The sequence below is a fragment of the Geodermatophilus tzadiensis genome (genome assembly GCF_003002915.1).
GTDB lineage: Bacteria > Actinomycetota > Actinomycetes > Mycobacteriales > Geodermatophilaceae > Geodermatophilus > Geodermatophilus tzadiensis.
Genome location: NZ_PVTG01000002.1, coordinates 286,385 through 307,306, shown reverse-complemented (window position 1 = coordinate 307,306; position 20,922 = coordinate 286,385). Strand labels below are relative to the sequence as shown.

Annotated in this window: 23 protein-coding genes, 1 tRNA gene and 1 pseudogene; 16 read left to right on the top strand and 9 right to left on the bottom strand. The window is 76.8% G+C overall.

Going from position 1 to position 20,922, the window contains the following annotated elements; all coding sequences use genetic code 11:
• Window positions 1-185: 185 nt before the first annotated feature.
• The 3 genes and pseudogenes from LY71_RS24390 to LY71_RS04565 form a co-directional block, all read left to right on the top strand.
• Window positions 186-488 (top strand): annotated as a pseudogene (locus tag LY71_RS24390) (ferredoxin reductase domain-containing protein); the annotation flags it as partial.
• Entirely contained in the window at window positions 483-890 is a 408-nt protein-coding gene (locus tag LY71_RS24385) for a 2Fe-2S iron-sulfur cluster-binding protein (protein ID WP_281261584.1), read from the top strand. The pseudogene LY71_RS24390 and the gene LY71_RS24385, both read left to right, overlap by 6 nt.
• Complete coding sequence (locus tag LY71_RS04565; RefSeq protein ID WP_211297138.1) at window positions 887-1,279, top strand: thioesterase family protein; 393 nt, start codon at window positions 887-889, stop codon at window positions 1,277-1,279. The genes LY71_RS24385 and LY71_RS04565 overlap by 4 nt, the downstream gene beginning before the upstream one ends.
• A 2-nt stretch (window positions 1,280-1,281) precedes the next feature.
• Here LY71_RS04565 and LY71_RS04560 read toward each other — a convergent pair whose 3' ends face one another.
• The gene (locus LY71_RS04560; RefSeq protein WP_106275760.1) at window positions 1,282-1,683 is read right to left on the bottom strand and encodes a nuclear transport factor 2 family protein; all 402 of its coding nucleotides are present in this window, start codon (window positions 1,681-1,683) and stop codon (window positions 1,282-1,284) included.
• Between the two features lie 176 nt (window positions 1,684-1,859).
• Here LY71_RS04560 and LY71_RS04555 point away from each other — a divergent pair, with 176 nt between their 5' ends.
• The 7 genes from LY71_RS04555 (at window position 1,860) to LY71_RS04530 (ending at window position 8,577) form a co-directional block, all read left to right on the top strand.
• Window positions 1,860-2,468 carry a hypothetical protein gene (locus LY71_RS04555; protein ID WP_106275759.1) on the top strand — a complete coding sequence of 203 codons (609 nt, stop codon included), beginning with the start codon at window positions 1,860-1,862 and terminating at the stop codon, window positions 2,466-2,468.
• Between the two features lie 88 nt (window positions 2,469-2,556).
• Window positions 2,557-2,751: a hypothetical protein gene (locus tag LY71_RS23320; protein ID WP_170121214.1), complete on the top strand. Its 195-nt coding sequence runs from the start codon at window positions 2,557-2,559 to the stop codon at window positions 2,749-2,751.
• Between the two features lie 30 nt (window positions 2,752-2,781).
• Entirely contained in the window at window positions 2,782-4,113 is a 1,332-nt protein-coding gene (locus tag LY71_RS04550) for an MFS transporter (RefSeq protein WP_106275758.1), read from the top strand.
• Window positions 4,114-4,162: 49 nt separating this feature from the next.
• Complete coding sequence (locus tag LY71_RS04545; RefSeq protein WP_170121213.1) at window positions 4,163-4,747, top strand: winged helix-turn-helix domain-containing protein; 585 nt, start codon at window positions 4,163-4,165, stop codon at window positions 4,745-4,747.
• The gene (locus LY71_RS04540; protein WP_170121212.1) at window positions 4,744-6,024 is read left to right on the top strand and encodes an MFS transporter; all 1,281 of its coding nucleotides are present in this window, start codon (window positions 4,744-4,746) and stop codon (window positions 6,022-6,024) included. The genes LY71_RS04545 and LY71_RS04540 overlap by 4 nt, the downstream gene beginning before the upstream one ends.
• A 45-nt stretch (window positions 6,025-6,069) precedes the next feature.
• Window positions 6,070-7,188 (top strand): NAD-dependent epimerase/dehydratase family protein, encoded by a 1,119-nt coding sequence (locus tag LY71_RS04535; RefSeq protein WP_106275755.1) that lies wholly within the window; start codon window positions 6,070-6,072, stop codon window positions 7,186-7,188.
• Window positions 7,189-7,380: 192 nt separating this feature from the next.
• On the top strand, window positions 7,381-8,577 hold the full coding sequence (locus LY71_RS04530; RefSeq protein WP_106275754.1) for an HNH endonuclease signature motif containing protein: 1,197 nt from the start codon (window positions 7,381-7,383) through the stop codon (window positions 8,575-8,577).
• 148 nt (window positions 8,578-8,725) lie between these two features.
• Here the strand turns inward: LY71_RS04530 and LY71_RS04525 are convergent, their stop codons facing one another.
• The gene (locus LY71_RS04525; protein WP_170121211.1) at window positions 8,726-9,361 is read right to left on the bottom strand and encodes a PaaI family thioesterase; all 636 of its coding nucleotides are present in this window, start codon (window positions 9,359-9,361) and stop codon (window positions 8,726-8,728) included.
• A 130-nt stretch (window positions 9,362-9,491) separates the two neighbouring features.
• Complete coding sequence (locus LY71_RS04520; RefSeq protein ID WP_106275753.1) at window positions 9,492-10,646, bottom strand: acyl-CoA dehydrogenase family protein; 1,155 nt, start codon at window positions 10,644-10,646, stop codon at window positions 9,492-9,494.
• Between the two features lie 168 nt (window positions 10,647-10,814).
• Between LY71_RS04520 and LY71_RS04515 the strand changes: the two genes are divergently transcribed.
• The gene (locus tag LY71_RS04515) at window positions 10,815-11,312 is read left to right on the top strand and encodes an STAS domain-containing protein (protein ID WP_106275752.1); all 498 of its coding nucleotides are present in this window, start codon (window positions 10,815-10,817) and stop codon (window positions 11,310-11,312) included.
• A gap of 23 nt (window positions 11,313-11,335) precedes the next feature.
• On the opposite strand, the gene LY71_RS04510 is transcribed toward LY71_RS04515, so the two are convergent.
• A complete protein-coding gene (locus LY71_RS04510) occupies window positions 11,336-12,190 on the bottom strand; it encodes an aldo/keto reductase (protein WP_106275904.1) in 855 nt (284 codons plus the stop codon).
• Window positions 12,191-12,248: 58 nt separating this feature from the next.
• Between LY71_RS04510 and LY71_RS04505 the strand changes: the two genes are divergently transcribed.
• Window positions 12,249-12,830, top strand: coding sequence for a histidine phosphatase family protein (locus LY71_RS04505; protein WP_106275751.1), 582 nt, complete (start codon window positions 12,249-12,251; stop codon window positions 12,828-12,830).
• Here LY71_RS04505 and LY71_RS04500 read toward each other — a convergent pair.
• Window positions 12,808-13,899 carry an EAL domain-containing protein gene (locus tag LY71_RS04500; RefSeq protein ID WP_106275750.1) on the bottom strand — a complete coding sequence of 364 codons (1,092 nt, stop codon included), beginning with the start codon at window positions 13,897-13,899 and terminating at the stop codon, window positions 12,808-12,810. The genes LY71_RS04505 and LY71_RS04500 overlap by 23 nt on opposite strands.
• A 133-nt stretch (window positions 13,900-14,032) precedes the next feature.
• Between LY71_RS04500 and LY71_RS04495 the strand changes: the two genes are divergently transcribed.
• Window positions 14,033-14,650 carry a TetR/AcrR family transcriptional regulator gene (locus LY71_RS04495; RefSeq protein WP_106275749.1) on the top strand — a complete coding sequence of 206 codons (618 nt, stop codon included), beginning with the start codon at window positions 14,033-14,035 and terminating at the stop codon, window positions 14,648-14,650.
• A 4-nt stretch (window positions 14,651-14,654) separates the two neighbouring features.
• On the opposite strand, the gene LY71_RS04490 is transcribed toward LY71_RS04495, so the two are convergent.
• Window positions 14,655-15,152: a DUF427 domain-containing protein gene (locus LY71_RS04490; protein ID WP_106275748.1), complete on the bottom strand. Its 498-nt coding sequence runs from the start codon at window positions 15,150-15,152 to the stop codon at window positions 14,655-14,657.
• 7 nt (window positions 15,153-15,159) lie between these two features.
• Complete coding sequence (locus tag LY71_RS04485; RefSeq protein WP_106275747.1) at window positions 15,160-15,420, bottom strand: DUF3618 domain-containing protein; 261 nt, start codon at window positions 15,418-15,420, stop codon at window positions 15,160-15,162.
• Between the two features lie 91 nt (window positions 15,421-15,511).
• Between LY71_RS04485 and LY71_RS04480 the strand changes: the two genes are divergently transcribed.
• A tRNA-Leu gene (locus LY71_RS04480) sits at window positions 15,512-15,592 on the top strand.
• 28 nt (window positions 15,593-15,620) lie between these two features.
• Here the strand turns inward: LY71_RS04480 and LY71_RS04475 are convergent.
• Complete coding sequence (locus LY71_RS04475; protein ID WP_106275903.1) at window positions 15,621-16,541, bottom strand: DUF6910 family protein; 921 nt, start codon at window positions 16,539-16,541, stop codon at window positions 15,621-15,623.
• 231 nt (window positions 16,542-16,772) lie between these two features.
• Here LY71_RS04475 and LY71_RS04470 point away from each other — a divergent pair, with 231 nt between their 5' ends.
• Window positions 16,773-17,648, top strand: a complete 876-nt coding sequence (locus LY71_RS04470; protein WP_106275746.1) for a hypothetical protein — start codon at window positions 16,773-16,775, stop codon at window positions 17,646-17,648.
• A 17-nt stretch (window positions 17,649-17,665) separates the two neighbouring features.
• Here LY71_RS04470 and LY71_RS04465 read toward each other — a convergent pair whose 3' ends face one another.
• Window positions 17,666-18,760, bottom strand: a complete 1,095-nt coding sequence (locus LY71_RS04465) for an HPP family protein (RefSeq protein ID WP_106275745.1) — start codon at window positions 18,758-18,760, stop codon at window positions 17,666-17,668.
• A gap of 149 nt (window positions 18,761-18,909) precedes the next feature.
• Here LY71_RS04465 and LY71_RS04460 point away from each other — a divergent pair, with 149 nt between their 5' ends.
• On the top strand, window positions 18,910-20,916 hold the full coding sequence (locus tag LY71_RS04460; protein ID WP_211297137.1) for a glycosyltransferase: 2,007 nt from the start codon (window positions 18,910-18,912) through the stop codon (window positions 20,914-20,916).
• Window positions 20,917-20,922: the final 6 nt, after the last annotated feature.

The following is a 20,922-nucleotide window of genomic DNA, read 5'->3' as shown; positions in this document are numbered from 1 at the left end:
CGTGGTCCCCGCCGTCCGGCTCGACGAGCTGGCGGCGCACCTGGGCGACCCGGCCGGCGGGGACCCGTTCGGCGTCTCGCTGATCGCGGCGGCCGGCGACCTGCCGGCCGCCGCGGCCCGGGTGGCCGCCGACCCGCGGCTGTCCCTGGCCGCCGTCGAGGTCCCGGCACGTCTTCGTCGTCGCGGGGTCGGGCATCACGCCGGCGCTCAGCCTGGCCGGCACCGTGCTGCGCGACGGCGAGTCGACCGTCACCGTCTTCTACGGCAACCGGCGCACCAACACGGTCATGTTCGCCGACGAGCTGGCCGACCTGAAGGACGCCTACGGCACCCGCCTGCAGCTGGTGCACGTGCTCTCCCGCGAGCCGCGCGACGCCGAGGTGACCACCGGCCGGCTCGACGGCGACCGGCTGCGCACCCTGGTCGGCGCCTTCGTCGACGCCGAGCACGTCGACCACTGGTGGCTGTGCGGCCCGCACGGGATGGTGAGCGACGCCCGCGCGCTGCTCGCCGAGCTGGGCGTCCCGCCGGAGCGGGTCCACCAGGAGCTGTTCTACGTCGACGACGTCCCCCCGCAGCCGGTCCGCGGCGACGACCAGACCGTCGAGGGCCCCAGCAGCCAGGTGACCGTCGTCCTCGACGGGCGGTCGACCACCCTGGCCCTCCCCCGCGACGAGCCGGTGCTCGACTCCGCCCAGCGGGTCCGCTCCGACCTGCCCTTCGCCTGCAAGGGCGGCGTCTGCGGCACCTGCCGCGCCCGGGTGACCGACGGCGAGGTCGAGATGCGCCGCAACTACGCGCTGGAGGCCGAGGAGGTCGAGGCGGGCTACGTGCTCACCTGCCAGACCCTGCCGCTGTCGGACGCGGTCACCGTCGACTTCGACGCGTGACCCCGATCGCCGACGGCGAGACCGCCGTCCTCGACGTCGTGGTCACCGAGGCGATGACCGTCGACTTCGACGAGCTCGGCCGCGTGCACCCGGTGTACGCCACCTACGCGATGGCCAAGCACTTCGAGGAGGCCGGCCGCAAGCTGCTGCTCGGCCACCTCGAGCCGGGCGAGGCCGGCATCGGGACGGCGGTCTCCGTCGAGCACCTGGCGCCGGCCTGGGTGGGCGACCGCGTCCCGGTGACCGCGCGCTGCACGTCGGTGCGCGACGGGCGGCTGACCTGCGCGCTCACCGCCGTCGACGCCGCCGGCCGGCTGCTCGGCCGCGGGACGACCGGGCAGGCCGTCCTGCCGGAGGAGGTCGTGGCCGCGCGCCTGGGACGCGGCTGAGGTCAGGCGCCCCGCGCGGTGACCTCGTCGGCCGGGCCGAGCCCGGCGGCGGCCAGGGCGGCGGGCAGGCCCGCGTCGTGCCGCTCGACGGCGGTGACCACACCGCCGGCGACGGTGAACCGGGAGGCGACGACGGCCCGGCCGCGCTCGGCGCCGGTGTCCGGGTCGGTCCAGGTGGCGTCCTGCTCGACGACGACGGCACCGCCGGCACCGCAGAACCAGCGCAGCGGGCGGGTGGTGAGGCCGGCCCGCGCCAGCCACGGCCCGAGCACCTCGCGGCCGCGCACGCTGCCCCGGGGACCGGCCACCTCCAGGTCGGGCGCGCTGAGCACCGTCACCGCGTCGACGTCGGCCCGGTCGACGGCGGCCAGCCACGCCTCCACCACCGCGAGCGCCCCGGTCACGCGGCGACGGTAGCGCCGGGGAGGGCGACCGCGGTCAGGGTCCGACGACCCTGGGGCGGCACGGTCGCCGTCGCCAGGATGTGTTGCGCACCACACGACACACCCGGAGGCCTCGGCGGCGCCCAGGGCGCGCCGGCACCGCCCCGCCCGAGCCACGGACGGCTCCTGGAGACGCCATGACCGAGTCAGCGCTCATCGCCGAGTCGATGCGGAACCGCCACGAGTGCCTCCTGCACGAGGCCGCCGCCGGCCGCCGGGACCGTGCGTTCGCCCGCACCGCCCGCGCCGCCGCCCGGCGGGACGGGACCGCTCCCCGGTGGTGGCGCCGCCGCCGTCCGGAGCCTGCCGCGGTCCCCGCCGCGCCCGCCGTCGTCCCCGTCCCCGCCCGCGCGCTCGCGGCCGAGGCGCTGCTGGCCACCCCGGTGCTCGCCGGGCCGCCCTCGCCCGAGCCGCTGCCCCTGCCCACCGCCGCGGCGCTCACCTACGCGCTGGTGGTCCAGCAGTGGGGCGAGGTCACCGCCGGCCAGTACGACGACCTGCGCGAGGCCGTGGGGTGGGACCGTGACGTCCCCGCCGGGATGCGGGTGCACGTGGCCTCCTTCACCGACGGCACCCTGCGGACCACCGACGTCTGGGACAGCGAGGAGCAGTTCACCGCCTACCAGCAGGACCGGGTGCTGCCGGGGCTGGAGCGGCTGGGCATCCGCGCCCGGCCCGAGACCGCGGTCAGCAGCGTGTACGACTTCACCGACCCGGTGCCCGCGCCCCGTCGTCCCGCGGACTGAGGCCCGGGTGCGGTCCCGGGCCGCCGTGCATGGTCCGCGCCCGCGCGGGGCACTGTGCGCGCCCGCCCTCCGAGCCCCGGGAGCAGACGTGACCACCTCCGCCACCCCCCGCCGCCGCTTCCGCCTGGCCGCCGTCGGCCTCGTGCTCGCCGCCGCGCCGTTCACCGCCGCCTGCGGCTCCGACGTCGTGGACGACGACGTGGAGCAGACCGTCGAGGAGGGGGTCGACGAGGCCGAGCAGGAGGTCGAGGACGCCACCGACGGCGAGGACTCCGGCGGCTGACCCGCACCGTCCCGGGTACCGCCTGCCGCCGTGAGCACCGATGCGGCGACCCCCACGCTGACCCGGGCCCAGCGGCTCGACCGGCTGCCGTTCACCCGCGAGCACGGGCGGCTCGTCGTCGGGTCCGGCGTGGGCTGGGCGCTGGACGCGATGGACGTCGGCCTCATCTCCTTCGTGATGGCCGCGCTCGCCGTGCAGTGGTCGCTGACGCCCACCGAGCTGTCCTGGATCGGCTCGATCGGCTTCGTCGGGATGGCGCTGGGTGCCACCCTCGGCGGGCTGCTGGCCGACCGCGTCGGCCGGCGGCAGGTCTTCGCGCTCACCCTGCTCGTCTTCGGGGTGGCCACCGGCGCCGCCGCGCTCTCGTGGTCGGTGGCCTCGCTGCTGGTGTTCCGCCTGCTCATCGGCCTGGGCCTGGGTGCCGAGCTGCCGGTGGCCTCGACGCTGGTCAGCGAGTACGCGCCTTCCCGGCTGCGCGGGCGGGTGGTGGTGGCACTGGAGGCATTCTGGGCGGTGGGCTGGCTGCTCGCGGCGCTGATCGGCTACCTCGTCGTCCCGCGGGGCGACGCCGGCTGGCGGTGGGCGCTGGCCCTGGGCGCCGTCCCGGCGCTGTACGCGGTGGTGGTGCGCCGCGGACTGCCGGAGTCGGTGCGCTTCCTCGAGCTGCGCGGCCGCGACGGCGAGGCCGAGGCCGCGGTGCGCCGCTTCGAGGCGGCCGCCGGGGTGGCCCCGCAGCCGGCGGCGGCCCTCCCGCAGGCGCCCGCCGCGCCCCGCGGCGGCCTGTGGGCGCCGGGCACCCGCGGGCGGACGGCGGCGCTGTGGACGGTCTGGTTCGGCATCAACTTCGCCTACTACGGCGCCTTCATCTGGCTGCCCACGCTGCTGGTGGCCGCCGGGTTCGACCTCGTGAAGTCCTTCGGCTACACGCTGCTCATCACGCTGGCGCAGCTGCCGGGGTACGCCGCGGCCGCCGTGCTGGTCGAGCGGTGGGGACGGCGGCCGACCCTGGTGGTGTTCCTGGCCGGCTCCGCGGTCGGCGCCGCGCTGTTCGCGCTGGCCGCCGGCGACACCGCCGTCCTGGTGACCGGGATGGTGCTGTCCTTCTCCAACCTCGGCGCCTGGGGTGCGGTGTACGCGGTGACGCCGGAGGTCTACCCGACTGCGCTGCGCGGGACGGGGGCCGGCGCGGCCGCCGGCTTCGGCCGGATCGCCTCGATCGCCGCGCCGCTGTGCGTGCCGCCACTGCTGGTCGCCGGCGGGAGCGGGCTGGTGTTCGGGGTGTTCGCGGCGGCCTTCGTCGTCGCGGCCGCCGGCTCCTGGGCGCTGCCCGAGCGGCGCGGGGAGGCTCTCGACGCCCCGTAGTGCAAAGGGTCCTTTGCAAAGATCCCTTTGCATGTTTATGGTCCGGGGCGTGCCCGAGGAGATCCCGCCCGTCGAGGCGGTCGACGTCAGCGACCCGCGCGTGCTGCGCGCGGTCGCCCACCCCCTGCGCGCCGCCCTGCTCGGCCTGCTCCGCGCCGAGGGACCCTCGACCGCCTCCCGGCTCGGGCAGCGGACGGGCGAGAGCAGCGGCAGCACCAGCTACCACCTGCGCCGGCTGGCCGACTCCGGCCTGGTCGAGGAGGTCCCCGGGGAGGGCACCGGGCGTGAGCGGTGGTGGCGGGCGCGGCACCGCAGCACCCGCTGGTCCACCGAGGAGGTGGTGGCCCGGCCCGGGGGGCGCGAGGTCGTCGAGGAGATGACCTCCCAGCTCCTGGCCACCCAGCGCCGGGTGCTGGCGGCGCACGCCGAGCAGCGCGAGCAGCTGGACGAGGCCTGGCGGGACGCGACCTCGCTCAACGACTGGGCGCTGCACCTCTCCCCCGCCGCGGCCGGTGAGCTGGTCGACGAGCTCAACGCCGTGGTGGCGCGGTGGCGGGCCGAGCGCGAGGAGCCCGGCCAGCCGCTGGTGCAGGTGCTGGTCGACGTCTTCCGACTGCCCGGGCACGCGTCGTGACCGGGGTCCGCTCCGTCACCCGCCGCTTCGTCGGGCTCACCGCGCTGCACTGGCTGCCGGTGGGCCTGAGCGCCCCGGTGACCGTGCTGCTGGCCACCTCGCGCGGCCTGTCGCCGGCCGACGTCGGCGTCGTCTTCGCCGTCTACTCGACGGTGGTCCTGGTGCTCGAACTGCCCACCGGCGGGCTGGCCGACGCGCTGGGCACCCGGCCGGTCCTGGTCCTGTCCGGGCTGCTGTCCACGGCCGGGCTGCTGGCGGTCACCGTCGCCGACGACGTGGCCGCCTTCGCGCTGGCCGAGGCGCTGCGGGCCGTCGGCCGGGCGCTGAGCTCGGGGCCGCTGGAGGCCTGGTACGTCGACGCCGTCCGCGCCGCCGACCCGGACGCCGACGTGGCCCCGGGGCTGTCCCGGGCCGGCGCGGCCGACGGCGCGGGCCTGTGCCTGGGCGCGGTGCTCGGCGGCCTGCTGCCGCTGCTGGCCGACGGCTCCGGCGACGCGGTCCTCGTGCTGCCGATCCTGCTGGCCGCGGCGCTGTCGGTGGTGTCGGTCGTCGCGGTGGGGCTGCTCGTCGTCCCGCTCCGCCCCCGGCAGGGGTCGGGGGCCGCCGCGCTGCGCGCCGGCCTGCGCGCGGTGCCGGCCGTCGTCCGCGACACGACCCGGCTGGTGGCCCGCGACCGCCTGCTGCGGCGGGTGCTGGCCGTCTCCGCCCTGGTGGGGACGGTGCTGAGCACGCTGGAGCTGCTCGGTCCGCTGCACGCCGCCGAGCTGACCGGCAGCCTGACGGAGGGGTCGGCGGTCTTCGGCGTGGTGATGGCGGCGTCCTTCGCCGCGGCGGGGGTCGGCGCCCTGCTCGCACCGGCCGCGCGCCGGGCGGCCCGTGGCTCGGCGGCGGCGGGGAGCGCGGTGCTCGCGGTGTTCGGCGCGCTGGCCGTCGCCGCCGTCCCGCTGGGTGGACCGCTGGCGCTGGGCTGCCTGTTCGCCGTCTTCTACACCGCCAACGCCGCGTCCTGGCCGCTGTGGAAGGCGGTGCTGCACGGGCGGGTGGGCGCCGGGCAGCGGGCCACGGTGCTGTCGGCGTCCTCGCTGGCCCTCCAGGTCGGCGCGCTCGGCGGCACGCTCGGCCTGGCCCGGCTGGCCGAGGCGGCGGGCACCGGCGCGGGCTTCCTCGCCGTGGCCGGCGCGCTGCTGCTGGTGGCGGGGGTGTCGCTCGGCCTGCGCGCCGGCGACCGGTCGGCCGCACCCGCCGACCCGGCACCCGGCGTCGTCCCGGCCCCGTGACCGGGGTCGCCGGTTGCCACCCGGCGCTGCGGGTAGCCGCCTGGCATGGCTGATCTCCCCCGCGACCACCTCAAGGGCCTCAAGGTCGCCGTCACCGGCGCCAGCGGCAACGTCGGGACCGCGCTGCTGCGGCGGCTGACCGCCCCGGGCAGCGGTGTCGACGAGGTCCGCGGGCTGGCCCGCCGGCAGCCGCCGGACACCGCCCCCTACGACGCGGTGACCTGGTACCAGGCCGACCTCGGCGAGACGGCCAGCGAGCAGGCGCTGACCAACCTGCTCGAGGACGTCGACGCCGTCGTCCACCTGGCCTGGGCACTGCAGCCGGGGCGCAAGCCCGACGAGCTGCGCAAGGCCAACGTCGACGGCACCCGCCGGGTGATGCGGGCGGCGGTCGCCGCGGGGGTCGAGCACGTCGTGCACATGTCGTCGCTGGGGGCCTACGCCGCCGGTGGCGGGAGCCGGCCGGTGACGGAGGACTGGCCGACGACCGGCATCCCGTCGTCGCAGTACAGCCGGCAGAAGTCCGAGGCCGAGCGCGTGGTGCGCGAGGTCGTGGGCCGCAAGCAGGACGTCACGCTGACCGTGGTCCGGCCGACCCTGGTGCTGCAGCCCGAGGCCGCCAGCGAGATCGGCCGCTACTTCCTGGGCCCGCTGCTGTTCGGCGCCGCCCGGCTGGTGCCCGGCCAGGTGGCCTCGCTGCTGCCCCTGCCGCTGCCCTCGCTGCAGGTGGGCTTCGTGCACGCCGACGACGTCGCCGACGCCCTCACCCGCATGCTCGACCGCCGCGCCCCCGGCCCGTTCAACCTCTCCGCCGACCCCGCGCTCGACGCCGACGGCATCGCCCGCGCCCTGGGCACCCGCCGGATCCCGGTGCCCGCGGTGGCGGTGCGCACCGGGCTGTCGGCGGCGTTCCACGCGCACGTGGTGCCGACCGAGCCCGGCTGGCTCGACCTCGGCCTGCAGTCGCCGGTGCTCAACACCGCCCGCGCCCGCACCCAGCTCGACTGGCAGCCCGCGCACCGCGGCGACGACGTGCTGCGCCAGTTCGTCGAGGCGCTGGGCCGGGGCGACGGCGCCCCCGGGCCGCTGCTGTCGCCGACCGGCGGCCGGGAGCACGACCCCGGCGGCGACCCGGCCAACGTGCCCGACCGCCGCCCCGACTGAGCGGGACCCCTCACCCGCCGGCCGCGCTGCTCGTCGATGCGGCCGGCCGGCTCGGGCGAGGACCGCCGTGCCGGCGCAGCTCCTCGGTGCAGGATCCGACGTGTCGTCAAGGCGTCCTCCGGATCTGTGGACACCGGCTCTGAGCTGCGGATACACGTCGCGCCGAGGCTCTCTGGGCGGTAGCATCCGTACATGTGTTCGAGCGGTACGGCGGTGGGTGCGGACGGTCTGTCCGACGGCGAGTTGCTCGACGCGATCGCCGCGGCCGTCGCCGCCCGCAACCGCGAGGACGCGCGGCTGGCCCGCCTGGTGCGGGCGGCGGAGCACCGGCAGGCCGCCGAGCACGACGGGCTGAAGAGCATGCGGTCCTGGCTGCCCGGGCACTGCCGGCTCCCGGCCGCGGCGGCCGCCCGGATCGTGGGGAACGGCCGGGTGCTGGAGCACCTGCCGGCGCTGGCCGAGGCGCACGACGCCGGGCTCGTCAGCGCCGAGCAGGTCGCCGTCGCCGCCACCGCGCTGACGCCGGAACGCCTGCAGACCGCCGCCGAGCACGGTGTTGACCTATCGGAGATCGATGCGGTGCTCACCGGTGCCGCGATCGAGCAGCGCTACGCCGACTTCGTCACCGTCGTGCGCCACTACCTCGCCCGGCTCGATCCCGACGGGCCCGAGCCCGATCCCACCGAGGGCCGGCGCTTGACGCTGGCGAAGCACGCCGACGGGAGCCTGTCCCTGCGGGGCGAGCTCGACGCGGTCGGTGGGGAGAAGCTGCAGGCGGCGCTGGAGTCCTTCGTGCAGGCCGACCGTCCCGCCGGCGACGAGCGCAGCCGCGCGCAGCGCCTCGGCGACGCGCTGGTGCAGCTGTGCGACACCGCCCTGGCGTCCGGTTCGCTGCCGGTCCTGCGGACGGTGAAGCCGCACGTCGCCGTGGTCATCGACCTCGAGGACCTGGCCGACCCGGCCACCGGCCCCGACGCCGGGCGGATGGGCTTCGGCGCGACCATCTCCGCCGCCCGCGCCCGCTGGCTGGCCTGCGACGCGACCGTCTCCCGCGTGGTCTTCGGTCCCGACGGGGCACCACTGGACCTCGGCCGGGAACACCGACTGGCCGACCGCCACCTGCGCCGCGCCGTCGAGCTGCGCGACGGCGGCTGCGTGTTCACCGGCTGCGCAGCGCCGACGTGGTGGGCGGAGGTCCACCACCTGGTGCACTGGCTCGACGGCGGCGAGACCACACTGGCCAACTCCGCGCTGCTGTGCGAGCGCCACCACACCAAGGTCCACCACGGGTTCCGGGTGGAACGCCAAGCGGATGGTCGGTGGCGCACCTGGCGCCCGGACGGCACCGAGATCCGCACCGCACCACCGCTGCGGCAACCCGCCGCCTGAGGAACGCCCGCGCGACCGCCGACCCGGCGGACGGTCCGTGGGCGTGCGTCACGCCGACGGACGTGGCCCACGGCGTGCGACGCAGGACGTCCCCACCGAGCCGCGCGCTGCGCAGCCGCGGGACCGCCCGCCGCCGTCGCCCGGCGCGTCAGGCGTCCGAGGACGCCGTCCAGGCACCGGCCGGCCGGTCCATGTGCGCGAAGACGCTGGCCGCCCGCTCCGGGCGCAACGACACGAACGACCCCTCCGCCTCGGCCAGCACGGTGTCGGGGTCGTCCTCGGCGACGAGCCGGGCGGTGGCCGTGGTGCGGCGGCCGGAGGACTCCCCCACCTCGGCCGACAGCGCCAGCGGCACGCCGAGCGGCACCGGCCGGCGGTAGCGGACGGTCAGCGTGGCGGTCAGCCCACCACGGCCGGCGGCGCGGACGGCGCGGGCGAGCACGTGGTCGAGCAGCGTGGCCACCACGCCGCCGTGCACCAGGCCCGGCGGACCCTCGTGCGGCTTGCCCACGGTGACCCGACCGTGGGCCCGGCCGTCGGCTGTGTCCGAGGCGACCAACGACGGCGCCACCGGGCTGCCGGGTCCGTACACCGGGCTGTACCAGCGCTCACCGGTCTCCGGGTCGTCGACGCGGGCGACCTCGGTCAGCTCCCGCCCCTGCACGCGCAGCCGAGCGGTCAGCTCCCGGGCGGCCGCGGCGACGGCGCGCAGCTCGTCGGCGTCCACCTCGGTGCGGACGGCGGCGTCGACCAGCTCGCGCAGCGCCTCCCCCAGCTCCCCCACCGGGACCCGGCGGGCCGCCCGCTCCTCCGGTGACAGGCTGGGACGGCCCTCCTGCAGGGGCCCGCCCCGAGCTGGGGGTACCCCCCGCTCGCGGGGGACAGCGAGGGATGGGGGGCAGGAGGGCCCTTCGTCAGTCACGGGGCATGCCGGCCGCGCGCAGCAACCCACCGCCGACGATCACCCGCTGCACCTCGCTGGTGCCCTCGTACAGCCGGTACAGGCGGGCGTCGCGGTAGAAGCGCTCGACCGGCGTGGTGCGCAGGTAGCCCAGACCGCCGTGCACCTGGACGGCGCGGTCGGTGGCCCGGCCGACCATCTCGCTGCACCACAGCTTGGCCGACGACGGGCCGATCGAGGTGTCCTCACCGGAGTCGTAGCGGGCCGCCACCTCGCGCACCATGGCCCGCCCGGCGAGCGTCTCGGCGTGCGTGTCGGCGATGAGCGCCTGCACCAGCTGGAACCGCCCGATCGGGGCGCCGCCCTGCTCGGCGGTGGCGGCGTAGGCCACCGACTCGTCGAGCACCCGCTGCGCCATCCCGACGCACAGCGCGGCGATGTGCAGCCGGCCGCGGGAGAGCACGGTCAGTGCCTTGGCGTAGCCGCGGCCCTCCTCGCCGACCAGCGCGTCGGCCGGCACGCGCACGTCGTCGAAGAACACCTCCGACGTCCACGCCCCCGACTGGCCCATCTTGACGTCCTTCGCCCCGAGCGAGACACCGGGCGCCCGGGCGTCGACCACGAAGCTGGAGATGCCCCGCCCGCCCTTCTCCGCCGGGTCGGTGCGGGCGAAGACGACGAAGAGGTCGGCCAGCGGCGCGTTGGTGATGTAGCGCTTGGCGCCGTTGAGCACCCACCCGTCGCCGTCGCGGCGCGCGCTGGTCCGCAGCCCCGCCGGGTCGGAGCCGGCCTCGGCCTCGGTGAGGGCGAAGGAGCCGATCAGCTCGCCGGCGGCCAGCCGCGGCAGGTACGTCTTCTTCTGCTCCTCGCTGCCGAAGCGGGCGATCACCTGTCCGGCGATGCCGTTGTTGGTGCCGAACAGCGAGCGGAACGCCGGCGTCGTGTAGCCGAACTCGAAGGCCAGCTCGACGTCCTCGCGCATGTCGACGCCCAGGCCGCCGTACTCCTCGGGCAGCGCGTAGCCGAACAGCCCCATGTCGGCGGCCGCGCCGCGCAGCTCCTCGGGGATGCGGTCGTGCAGGTCGATCTCCTCCTCGCGCGGGACGACCACCTCCCGCACCAGCTGGCGAACGGCGTCCCGGATCTGCGTGAAGTCCTCGGCGTCCACGCGCCCATGGTGACGCCTGTCGCCCCGCCGGGGGTGGCCGGGTCGAGCGGGCACGAACCAGAGCAATCAGCGACCGGCCGACCACGCCCCGTTGTGAGCAGGCGTGATCGGGGTTAGCGTCGTGGGCGGCGCCCGAACCCGCGACGCCACACCTCCTCCGGAGGCCCTGTGCACCTCTCCGTCGCCGTCGTCCCCGCACCCGACCAGGTGGTCGTCCGTCTCACCGGCGACGCCGGCCGTCCCACCCTCCCCCGGCTCGTCCCGGCGCTCACCACGGCCGCCGGACACGGCACCGCCAGCATCGTGGTCGACGTGGCAGGCGCCCGCTTCTGCGACGGCTCGGCCCTCGAGGCCCTCGCCGGCTTCAGCGACGCCATGGCCGCCGCCGGACGCCGGCTGCGCCTCGTCGGCGCGCCGGCGGCCACCCGGCGGCTGGTGTCCGAGACGGGCCTGGCCGAGCACCTCGAGCTCGACGGCCCCCTGACCGGCCAGGACCCGGTGCGGCCGCGGCCGCACCGGGCCAACGACACCCAACCGGTCGCGATCCTGCCGGGCTCACCCCCGGAGACGCGGCGGTCGCGGCCGCCGGCCCGCCCCCGCCGCAGCGCCGGCCTCACCGTCGACGGCGTGTGGGGACCGACGGTCCCGCTGCGCCGCTCCCGCTGACCGGCCCTGCGGAGGGTCCTCCCTCAGGCCAGCGCGTCCAGCCGGGCCACGTCCTCGGGCGAGAGGCTCAGCCGGGCCGCGCCCATGTTCTCCGTCAGGTGGTCGACCGACTTGGTGCCCGGGATGGGCAGCACGACCGGCGACTTCTGCAGCAGCCAGGCCAGCGCCACCTGCGCCGGGGTGGCGTCCAGCTCGCGGGCGATGTCGGCCACCGGGCTGTCGGGCGCGGCCAGGTCGCCCGTGGCGATCGGGAACCACGGGATGAACGCGATGCCGTGCTCGGTGGCGTGGTCGAGAACGTCCTGCGACTGGCGGTTGGTGAGGTTGTAGAGGTTCTGCACGCTGACGACGTCGACGATCTCGCGGGCGGCCTCCAGCTCGGCGACGGACACCTCCGAGACGCCGATGTGGCGCACCTTGCCCTCCTCCTGCAGCTCCCGGAAGGCGCCGAGCTGGTCGGCCAGCGGCACGTCGGGGTCGATGCGGTGCAGCTGGATGAGGTCGATCCGCTCGACCCGCAGGTGCCGCAGCGACAGCTCGACCTGCTGCCTGAGGTAGGCGGGACGGCCGACCGGCGTCCAGATGCCCGGCCCCTGGCGGGTGAGGCCGGCCTTGGTCGCGACGACCAGGCCCTCCGGGTAGGGGTGCAGCGCCTCGGCGATGAGCTGCTCGCTGACGAGGGGGCCGTAGGAGTCGGCGGTGTCGATGAGGTCGACGCCCTGCTCGACGGCGGCGCGCAGCACGGCCAGGGCGCCGTCGCGGTCGGCCGGCTCGCCCCAGACGCCCGGGCCGGGCAGCTGCATGGCGCCGTAGCCGAGCCGGTGGACGGTCAGGTCGCCGCCGATGGCGAAGGTGTCGCTCAGGGATGCGGTGGTCATGTCACCGGCCAGCACGGGAACCCGCGCGCGTGTTCCCCGCAGCGTGTTCGATGGGCCGATGGGCGAGATCGTGGTGCTCCGGCACGGAGAGACCGAGTGGAGCCTCAGCGGCCAGCACACCGGCGTCACCGACCTGCCGCTGCTGCCCGAGGGCGAACGACGGGCGCGTGAGCTGGCGCCGGTGCTGGGCCGCCGCCGCTTCGCCGCCGTGTGGGTCAGCCCCCGCGAGCGGGCCCGGCGGACGGCGGAGCTGGCCGGGCTGACCGCCACCGGCGTCGACGAGGACCTCGTCGAGCTCGACTACGGCGGTTACGAGGGCCGCACGACCGCGGAGATCAGCGAGGAGCTGGGCCGCCCGTGGTCGGTGTGGCGCGACCCCGTCGTCCCGGGGCGGACGCCCGGCGAGACGCTGGCCGACGTCGGCCGGCGGGTGGACCGGGTGCTCGGCCGGGCCCGGGAGCTGCTCGACGGCGGCGACGTCGCCCTCGTCGCCCACGGCCACGTGCTGCGGGTGCTCACCGCCCGCTGGCTCGGGCTCGAGCCCGAGGCCGGGGCGCTGTTCGCCCTGCCGGCCGGTGCCTACGGCGTGCTCGGGCACGAGCACAGCCGCCCGGTGCTCACGGGGTGGGGACTGGACTGAGCTCCCCGGCGTCGACCCGCGGCGCGACGGGGCGGCCGAACAGCCAGCCCTGGGCGAGGTCGGCGCCGAGCGCGGCCACCTGCTCGGCCGCCTGCTCGGTCTCCACGCCCTCGGCCACCACCACCGCGCCGAGTCGGTGCGCGTGCTCGGTCACCGCGCGCACCACGGCGCGGGCGCCGTCGTCGGGCAGCGCGGACACCAGTGCCCGCCCCAGCTTGACCACGTCGGGCCGGACGACGTCGAGCAGCGAGCGGCTCGACCACCCGGCGGCCACCTCGTCGAGGGCCACCCGCCAGCCGCGGGCCCGGTAGGACTCCAGCACCGCGAGCAGGTGCCCGCGGTCGGTGACCGCGGCCCGCTCCCCCACCTCGAGCACCAGCTGCCGCGGCTGCAGGCCGGCGAGCTCGAGCGCCTCGACGGTGCTGGCGAGGTCGGCGTCGGGGCGCAGCACCGAGGTGGGGTGGGTGTTGACGAACAGGTCGGCCCCGTCGAGCCAGCTCGCGGCACCGGCGATGGCGCACTCGCGGCCCACCCGGTCCAGCCGCGGCAGCCAGCCGGCCGAGTCGGCGACGAAGAACAGGTCGCCGCCGTCGACGGTCCGGCCGTCGGAGTCCCCGCGCAGCAGTGCCTCGTGCGCGACGACGGCGCGGTCGGCCAGCGCCACGATCGGCTGGTAGGCCGACCACAGCTCGGCCTCGGCCAGCACCCCCACCTCGGCGGTGACGCTGCGGCGGGCCAGCTCCTGCGCCAGCGACGGCGCGGTCAGCAGGCCGATCGACAGCGCGGTGTACTCCTCGGCCGGGTCCGTGGCCACTCGCACCGCCTCGGCCTCGGCGCCGGTCAGCGCGCGGGAGAGCCGGTCGAAGAACAGCTCCACGCCCACGCCGTCGCGTTCGTCGGAGAGGTCGAGCAGGCCGGGGGCGGCGAACACCGACAAGCCCACCGCGCGGGCGACGGCGGCCACGGCGGGCAGCACCTGCTCCTCCGCGGATGCCAGCAGCACCCGGGTCGCGGCCTCGGGCAGGGGCCACTCCTCGCGCCGCCGCACCGCGCCGATCGTGCTCGCCACGCCCAGCAGGATCGCCGACCGGGCCGGCCGGCCGGGGCAGGCGCGCGGGCGGCGGCTCCCGGATCGGGACGGACCGTGTTCGTGGCGCGCAGCAGACGCCCGCCCGCGGGGGCCGAGGCTCTAGGGTGCGCGCATGGTAGCCGCAGTCATCGCCGAGCAGCCTCCCCGCGCCGGCCGGGGAGGACGGCCACGCGACCCCAGCCGGGACGACGTCATCCGGGCGGCCATCCTGCGCCTGCTCGGCGAGGTGGGCTACGGCGCGCTGACCATGGACGCCGTCGCCGCCGAGGCCGGTGTGGGCAAGGCGACCATCTACCGGCGGTGGCGCACCAAGCAGGACCTCGTCGTCGACACCGTCTCCGAGGTCAACCGGGCGTGGACGGTCACCGCCGACACCGGGTCCCTGGAGGGCGACCTCCGCTCCCTGGTGCACCGGATGGTGGAGATGATGGCCAGCCCCGTCGGGGCGGCCACCCGCTCGCTGCTGGCGGCGATGCAGCACGAGCACGCCCTGGCCGAGGCCTTCCGCGAGGGCCCGCTGGCGGTGTGGCGGCGGGCCTACGACCAGATGTGGGAGCGGGCGCAGGGGCGCGGCGAGGTCGGTCCGGAGCTACCCCAGTCGATCACCGCCGAGGCCACGACGGCGCTGTTCGTGCAGCGCTGGCTGGTCACCCGCGAGCCGGTGGACGTCCCCTACGCCGACGAGGTGCTGCGGACGGTGGTGCTCCCGCTGGTCCGCGGCACCTGCTGAGGCCTCACCAGCCCAGCGTGCCCGGCTCCCCCTTGAAGGGGCCGACGACGTCGTCGGTGATCCAGCCGCCGTAGAAGTCCCCGGCCTGGGCGCGCACCTGCTCGCCGTCGACCAGCGCCCGGTCGACCTTGCTCGGGTAGAAGGCCACCGCCGAGCGCAGGTGCTCGTAGCCGGCGGTGGGCTGCTCGTAGGACCAGGCCACCGCGGGGTACCGGCGGCCGTCGACGACGGCGTCCCAGTAGGTGGCCGCGCCCTTCCACTCGCACCAGGACGCACCGGCCGCGCGCTCGAGCACGCCGTCGACGACGTCCTCCCGGGGTACGTAGTAGACCGGCGGGTGGCTGGTCTCGCAGACGCGCACCGCCCGGTCGGTCGTGGCGACCGCGCGGCCGCCGAGCTCGACGACGACGCGGCGCGGCGTCACCTCGGCCGAGGGCGGGCGGGGGTAGTCCCAGACCGACTCCTGGCCCGGGCCGACCGGGTCGCGACGCGGCGGCCGCACCGGCGGGTCAGCGCTTCCGGCGCTGCACCCGGCGGCCGGTGTTCCGGCGCCGGCGCACCTTCTGCACCACGGTCAGGGTCGCGAGCAGGCCCAGGCCACCCATCGCGGCCTTGCCGGCGGGCGACTGCAGGAAGCGGACGACCGCAGCCTGGCCCTGGGCCTTGAGGCGGGTCGGGCTGCCCCGGAAGGCGAGCTGGTCCAGGGTGGCCGCCAGCGACTCGCGGGCGGCGTCGATCTCCAGCTGGATCTCTCGTGGGTCGCGAGGCACGGCGACAGCCTGCCAGACACGGCGCCGACCGGCCCGTTCCGGCCGGTGCGGGGCACCCGGCCGGGCGACGGCACCTACACTCGGCGGCCACGCGGGAGTGGTGTAACGGCAGCCACGCCAGACTTAGGATCTGGTGCCTCCGGGCGTGCGGGTTCGACTCCCGCCTCCCGCACGCGTCGAGCGGAGCCGGTCGAGCGGTGTCAGTCGAGGACGGCGCGCAGGGCCAGCTCGGCCGACGGGGTGTCCGGGTCGTCGTCGTCCACGACGGCCAGCAGGTGCACCTCCGCGCCGCGCACCTCGCGCAGCGCCAGGCCCTCCACCTTGTGCACCCGGCCGCCGACCTCGGGGATCCGCGCGACGGCGAGCACGTCCGGCCCGTCGACCAGCGCGAGGGCGGTGGCGACCACCGGGCCGTCGTCGACGGCGTTGGGCGTGTCCTCCGCCGCGGCGCTGAGCAGCTCGCGCCCGTCGGGCAGGGCCACCGCGTCGGTGACCGCCAGGCCCACGCCGTCGACCTCGCCGAGCTCGTGGCGGCACGGCCGCGTCACCGGGACCGCCCGGGGGCCGGTGCGGCCGAGGACGGCGTCCACCAGGTCGGCCAGCGGCACCTCGACGCTGGCCGACGGCACCCCGGCGGCCAGGTTGCCGCGCTGGTACCAGCGCACGGTGTCCCCGAGCCGGCTGCCGCCCTCCAGGTTCCGCTGGTCCGCCGGCACCCCGAGGACGGCGCCGACCCGCTCGTACAGCGCGCCGAGGTCGGCGGCGACGGACACCGGCCGGCCGTCCTCGAGCCGCACCAGCACGCCCCGCACCCGCCGCGCGGTGGACCCGGAGCCGAGCAGCAGCACGGCCGGCGCGCCGTCGACCTCGGCCGGGCAGGCGACCTCCAGGTCGGGCTTGAGGTGCTTGGTGCCCGCCGCCGCGGCGAAGGTGTCGTGGCCCTCGACCGGCGGCAGCACCCGCACGCGGGTGACCGAGCCGGGGCGGCGCCAGGCGGCGTGCGTGGCGTCGTCCTGGGCGACCAGCCACCCGTCGCCCAGCGGTGCGATGCCGGAGGCGGCCCGCACCGGCGTCCCGTCGTCGAACCGCAGGGCCGCGACCCCGTCCACCGTCACGCGCACGGGGGACCGGTGCCCGCCGGCGCGCCGCCGCATGCGGCGACCGTCCCGCGGGACGTAGGCCATGTCACAGCGCCGCGTCCGCGCAGGTCAGCGGGGCGCCACGCCCGGGAGCGGCGAAACGCCGGTGCCGGCGGCCGTAGTCTCGGAGGGTCGGCCCGGTCGCACGACGGCGTGCTCGCACCGGGCTCCTCCCCCGCCCGAACGTCCTCCGGACCCGACCCGTCGGAGCCCATGACCTCCCCGCGCACCGAGCAGACCGACCGTCCCACCCCCGACGAGAAGCCCAAGGCGATCAGCGCCGTCCAGGTCGCCGCCGGCGCCCTGGCCGCCGTCTCCGCCGCCGTGGTGCTGTCCTTCTTCGGCGTCGCCGGCACCGTGGTCGGTGCGGCGATGGCCAGCGTCGTCAGCACCGTCGGCGCCGCCCTCTACAGCGAGTCGCTCAACCGCACCAACGAGAGGCTGCGCAAGGCGCGCGAGCAGCTGTCCCGCCGGTCGGCGACCGGTCCGGACGCGGCCACCGCCGTCCTGCCCGCCCACCTCGACCCGCGCCGCCCCGAGCCGCGGCGCCGCACGGCCCTGCTGGAGCGGGTGCGCTGGCCGCGGGTGGCCGTCTACGCCGCCGGGGTCTTCGTGCTCGGGATGGCGGTCGTCACCGGGATCGAGCTGGTCTCCAAGGAGCCGGTGTCGGCGCTGGTGGGCGCGCAGACGGCGTCGTCGTCCACCACGCTGGGCGAGATCACGTCCGGGTCCTCCGCGGGCAGCTCCACCGAGGACGGCTCCTCCGACGACACGGACGGCACCGGGCCGGCCGGCCCGACCACCGGAGCCCCGGGCTCCGCCGAGGCCCCGGAGAGCGGCACGGCGGACGACGACACCCAGGACGGCGGCACCGAGGACGGCACGGAGACGCCGGCGACCTCGACGTCGGGGTCCTCGCCCACCACGGACGACGACGGCAGCACCGCCCCGGGCACCGACCCCGGCACCGGCACGGACAGCGGCACGGACAGCGGCACCGACAGCGGCACCGACTCCGGCGGCGGCAGCTCGCCGGACGGCGGGCCGCGGGCCGGCACCGGCGCCGGGGGCGCCGCGCCCACCCCCTGACGCCCACCCCCTGACGCTCAGGGCCGCGCGTCGACGAGCGCGCGGTGCAGGACGGCGACCAGCTCGGCGCGGGTGACGATCCCGGCCAGCCGGTCGTCGTCGCCGACCACGGGCAGGTGCCGCAGCCCGCGGTCGGCCATCAGGCCCACCAGCTGCGACACCGGGGTGTCCACGCCGACGGTGGTGACCGGGCTGCTCATCACCCGCGACACCGGGTCCAGCGCGGCGACGTCGAGGTTGAACAGGTCGTGCACGGTCACGATGCCGACCACCCGCCGGTCCTCGGTGACCACCGGCAGCGCCTTGACCGCGTGCTGGTTCATCAGCATCCGCGCCCGGTAGAGCGTCTCCTGGGGCTGCACGGTGCGGACGTCGCGGGCCATCAACGCACCGACCCGCAGCTGCCCGAGCCGGCGGTCCAGCGCGTGCGCCTCGGCCTCGCGGACCAGCGCCAGCACGTCGCCGGGCATGACGTCGAGGCCGCGGTCGAGGCGGTCCATCGCCGCCCGCACGTCCTCGGTGCGCAGCCCGACCCGCTCGGTGGGCGGCACGTCGGCACCGGGCGGAGGCGGCGACTCGGGCACGTGCGGGTAGGGCCGGCCGGTCAGATTGTTCACCAGCGCCGCCACCAGCAGCAGCACCACGGTGTCGACGCCGACCGGCCACAGCACGAACGCCCAGCCGTGGTCGTGCACCGCCGCCCCGCCGACCGCGGTGAACAGGGCGCACGCGCCGCCGGGCGGGTGCACGCAGCGCAGCACCATCATCAGCGGGACCGCCACCCCGACGGCGACCGCGGCGGCCGGCGTGACGTCGTCGAGCAGCTTGCCGGCGGCCACCCCGACCAGTGTCGAGACGGTGTTGCCGGCCAGCACCGGCCACGGCTGTGCCAGCGGGCTGGCCGGCGCGGCGAAGAGCAGGACGGCGGTGGCGCCCATCGGGGCCACGATCCACGGCAGGCCGGCCGGCCCGCCGGGGACCGCCGACGCGGTCAGCCCGGCCAGCGCGATGCCGACCAGCGCGCCGAACCCGCCGCGCAGCACCTCCGCCCGCCGGTAGCCCACCGGCCCGGGGCGCAGCCCCGTCGCCCACGCCCTGCGGTCCGCGCGCACCCCGGCCTCCTCCGCGGGCTCCGCCGCCCGCGCCGGCGGACCCTAGCCGTCCCCGGCCGGTCCCGGGCCGGATCGCCGCCCCACCCCTGCGGGTGAGCGCGCCGGTCGGCTGACTGGACCGGCACCGGCCGTCCGCCGATGTCCCCGGGGTGACCGCTCCCCCGCCCCGGCTCCGGCCCGACCGCGCCCGGGGGTCCGCCCCGCCGCCGCCCCCGCCGCCCGTGCGGCGGGTCGAGCGCCGCCTCGGCGACGTGCTCGTCGACCAGGGCGCGCTCACGCCGACGCAGCTGTCGGACGCGCTGGCCCAGGGCCGGCGGATCGGCGAGCCGCTGGGCTCGGTGCTGCTCGCCCGGGGGCTGGTCACCCGCCGGCAGCTCTACGTCGCCCTCGCCGAGGTGTGGGGCACCGACCTGGCCTTCGTCGACCCGGTGCAGGTCGACCCGGAGCTGGCCCGGCTGTTCCCCGCCGCGCTGCTGGCGCGCGAGCTGTGGCTGCCGCTGGAGGTGGAGCGCGACGAGGACGGCCGGCAGCGGGTCGTCGTCGCCACCGCCGGCCGCCCGTCGGCGCACGTCGAGGCCGAGGTGGCCGCCCGCACCGGCATCCCCCGCGTCCGGCAGGTGGTCACCACCGACTGGGACGTGCAGCGGGCGCTGCGCACCGTGTGGCGCGACGAGCTGGTGCACGAGGCGGTCAGCTCGCTGGCCGAGCGCCGGCCCGAGGAGTCGGCGTCCACGGTGTTCGTGTGGCCGCAGGTCGCCCTCGCCGTTGCGCTCCTGCTGGCCACCGCGGTGGGGCTGGTCCTGGCGCCGGCGTCCACCGTGACGGTGCTGGTGGCGACGGTCAACGTCGTCGTCGCCCTGGCCGTCGGCGCCAAGGCGCTGATCAGCACGGTCGGCACCGCCTACGAGACCGTCGAGCAGGTCACCGACGCCGAGGTCGCCGCGCTCACCGACGACGACCTGCCCCGGTACACGATCCTCGTCCCGGTCTACCGCGAGGCCGGCATCGTCGGGCTGCTCGTGCGCAACCTCGCGGCGCTGGACTACCCGCGGGAGAAGATGGAGATCCTCCTGCTGCTCGAGGAGGACGACCCCGAGACGCTGGAGGCCGCGCTGGCCGCCGCGCCGCCGGACCTCGTGCGCATCGTCGTCGTCCCGCACTCGCTGCCCAAGACCAAGCCGCGGGCGTGCAACGTGGGCCTGACCTTCGCCCGGGGCGAGCACGTCGTCATCTACGACGCCGAGGACCGGCCCGACCCCGACCAGCTGAAGAAGGCCGTCGTCGCCTTCCGCAAGGGCGGGGAGGACCTGGTCTGCGTGCAGGCGGCGTTGAACTACTTCAACGCCCGGGAGAACGTGCTCACCCGCATGTTCACCCTCGAGTACTCGTCCTGGTTCGACTACACCCTCGCCGGCCTCGACCGGATGCGGCTGCCCATCCCCCTGGGCGGGACGAGCAACCACTTCCGCACCGACCTGCTGCGCCGGCTCGGCGGCTGGGACCCCTTCAACGTCACAGAGGACGCCGACCTCGGCATCCGCGCCTCCGCCCGCGGCCACCGCGTCGCCGTCGTCAACTCGACGACGTACGAGGAGGCCAACATGGCCGTCGGCAACTGGATCCGGCAGCGCAGCCGCTGGATCAAGGGCTACATGCAGACCGTCCTGGTGCACACCCGCCGCCCGGTGCACCTGGTGCGCACCGTCGGGCCGCGCCAGGCCGCCGGCTTCGGGCTGCTCATCGGCGGCACGCCCGCGATGTTCCTGCTCACCCCGTGGCTGTACGCGCTGTTCCTGGTCGAGCTGGTCGAACCCGGGGCGCTGCTGCCGGTGCTGCCGGAGTGGCTGCTGTGGGTCAGCACGGCCAACCTGGTCTTCGGCAACGGCGTGATCGTCTACCTGTCGCTGCTGGCCGGCTTCAAGCGGCGCAGCTACGGCCTGGTGCCCTTCGCGCTGCTCTCACCGCTGTACTGGCTGCTGCACTCGGTCGCGTCGTACAAGGCGGCCTGGCAGCTGCTGACCAAACCCTTCTACTGGGAGAAGACGACGCACGGGCTGTCCAGCCACGTGCGCGACGAGCCGCCGGCGGGAGCCGCCGACGACGGCCGGCCCGAGCGGCTGGGCTGGGCCGACCTGACCGCCGGCGGTCCCCGGTGAGCGCCG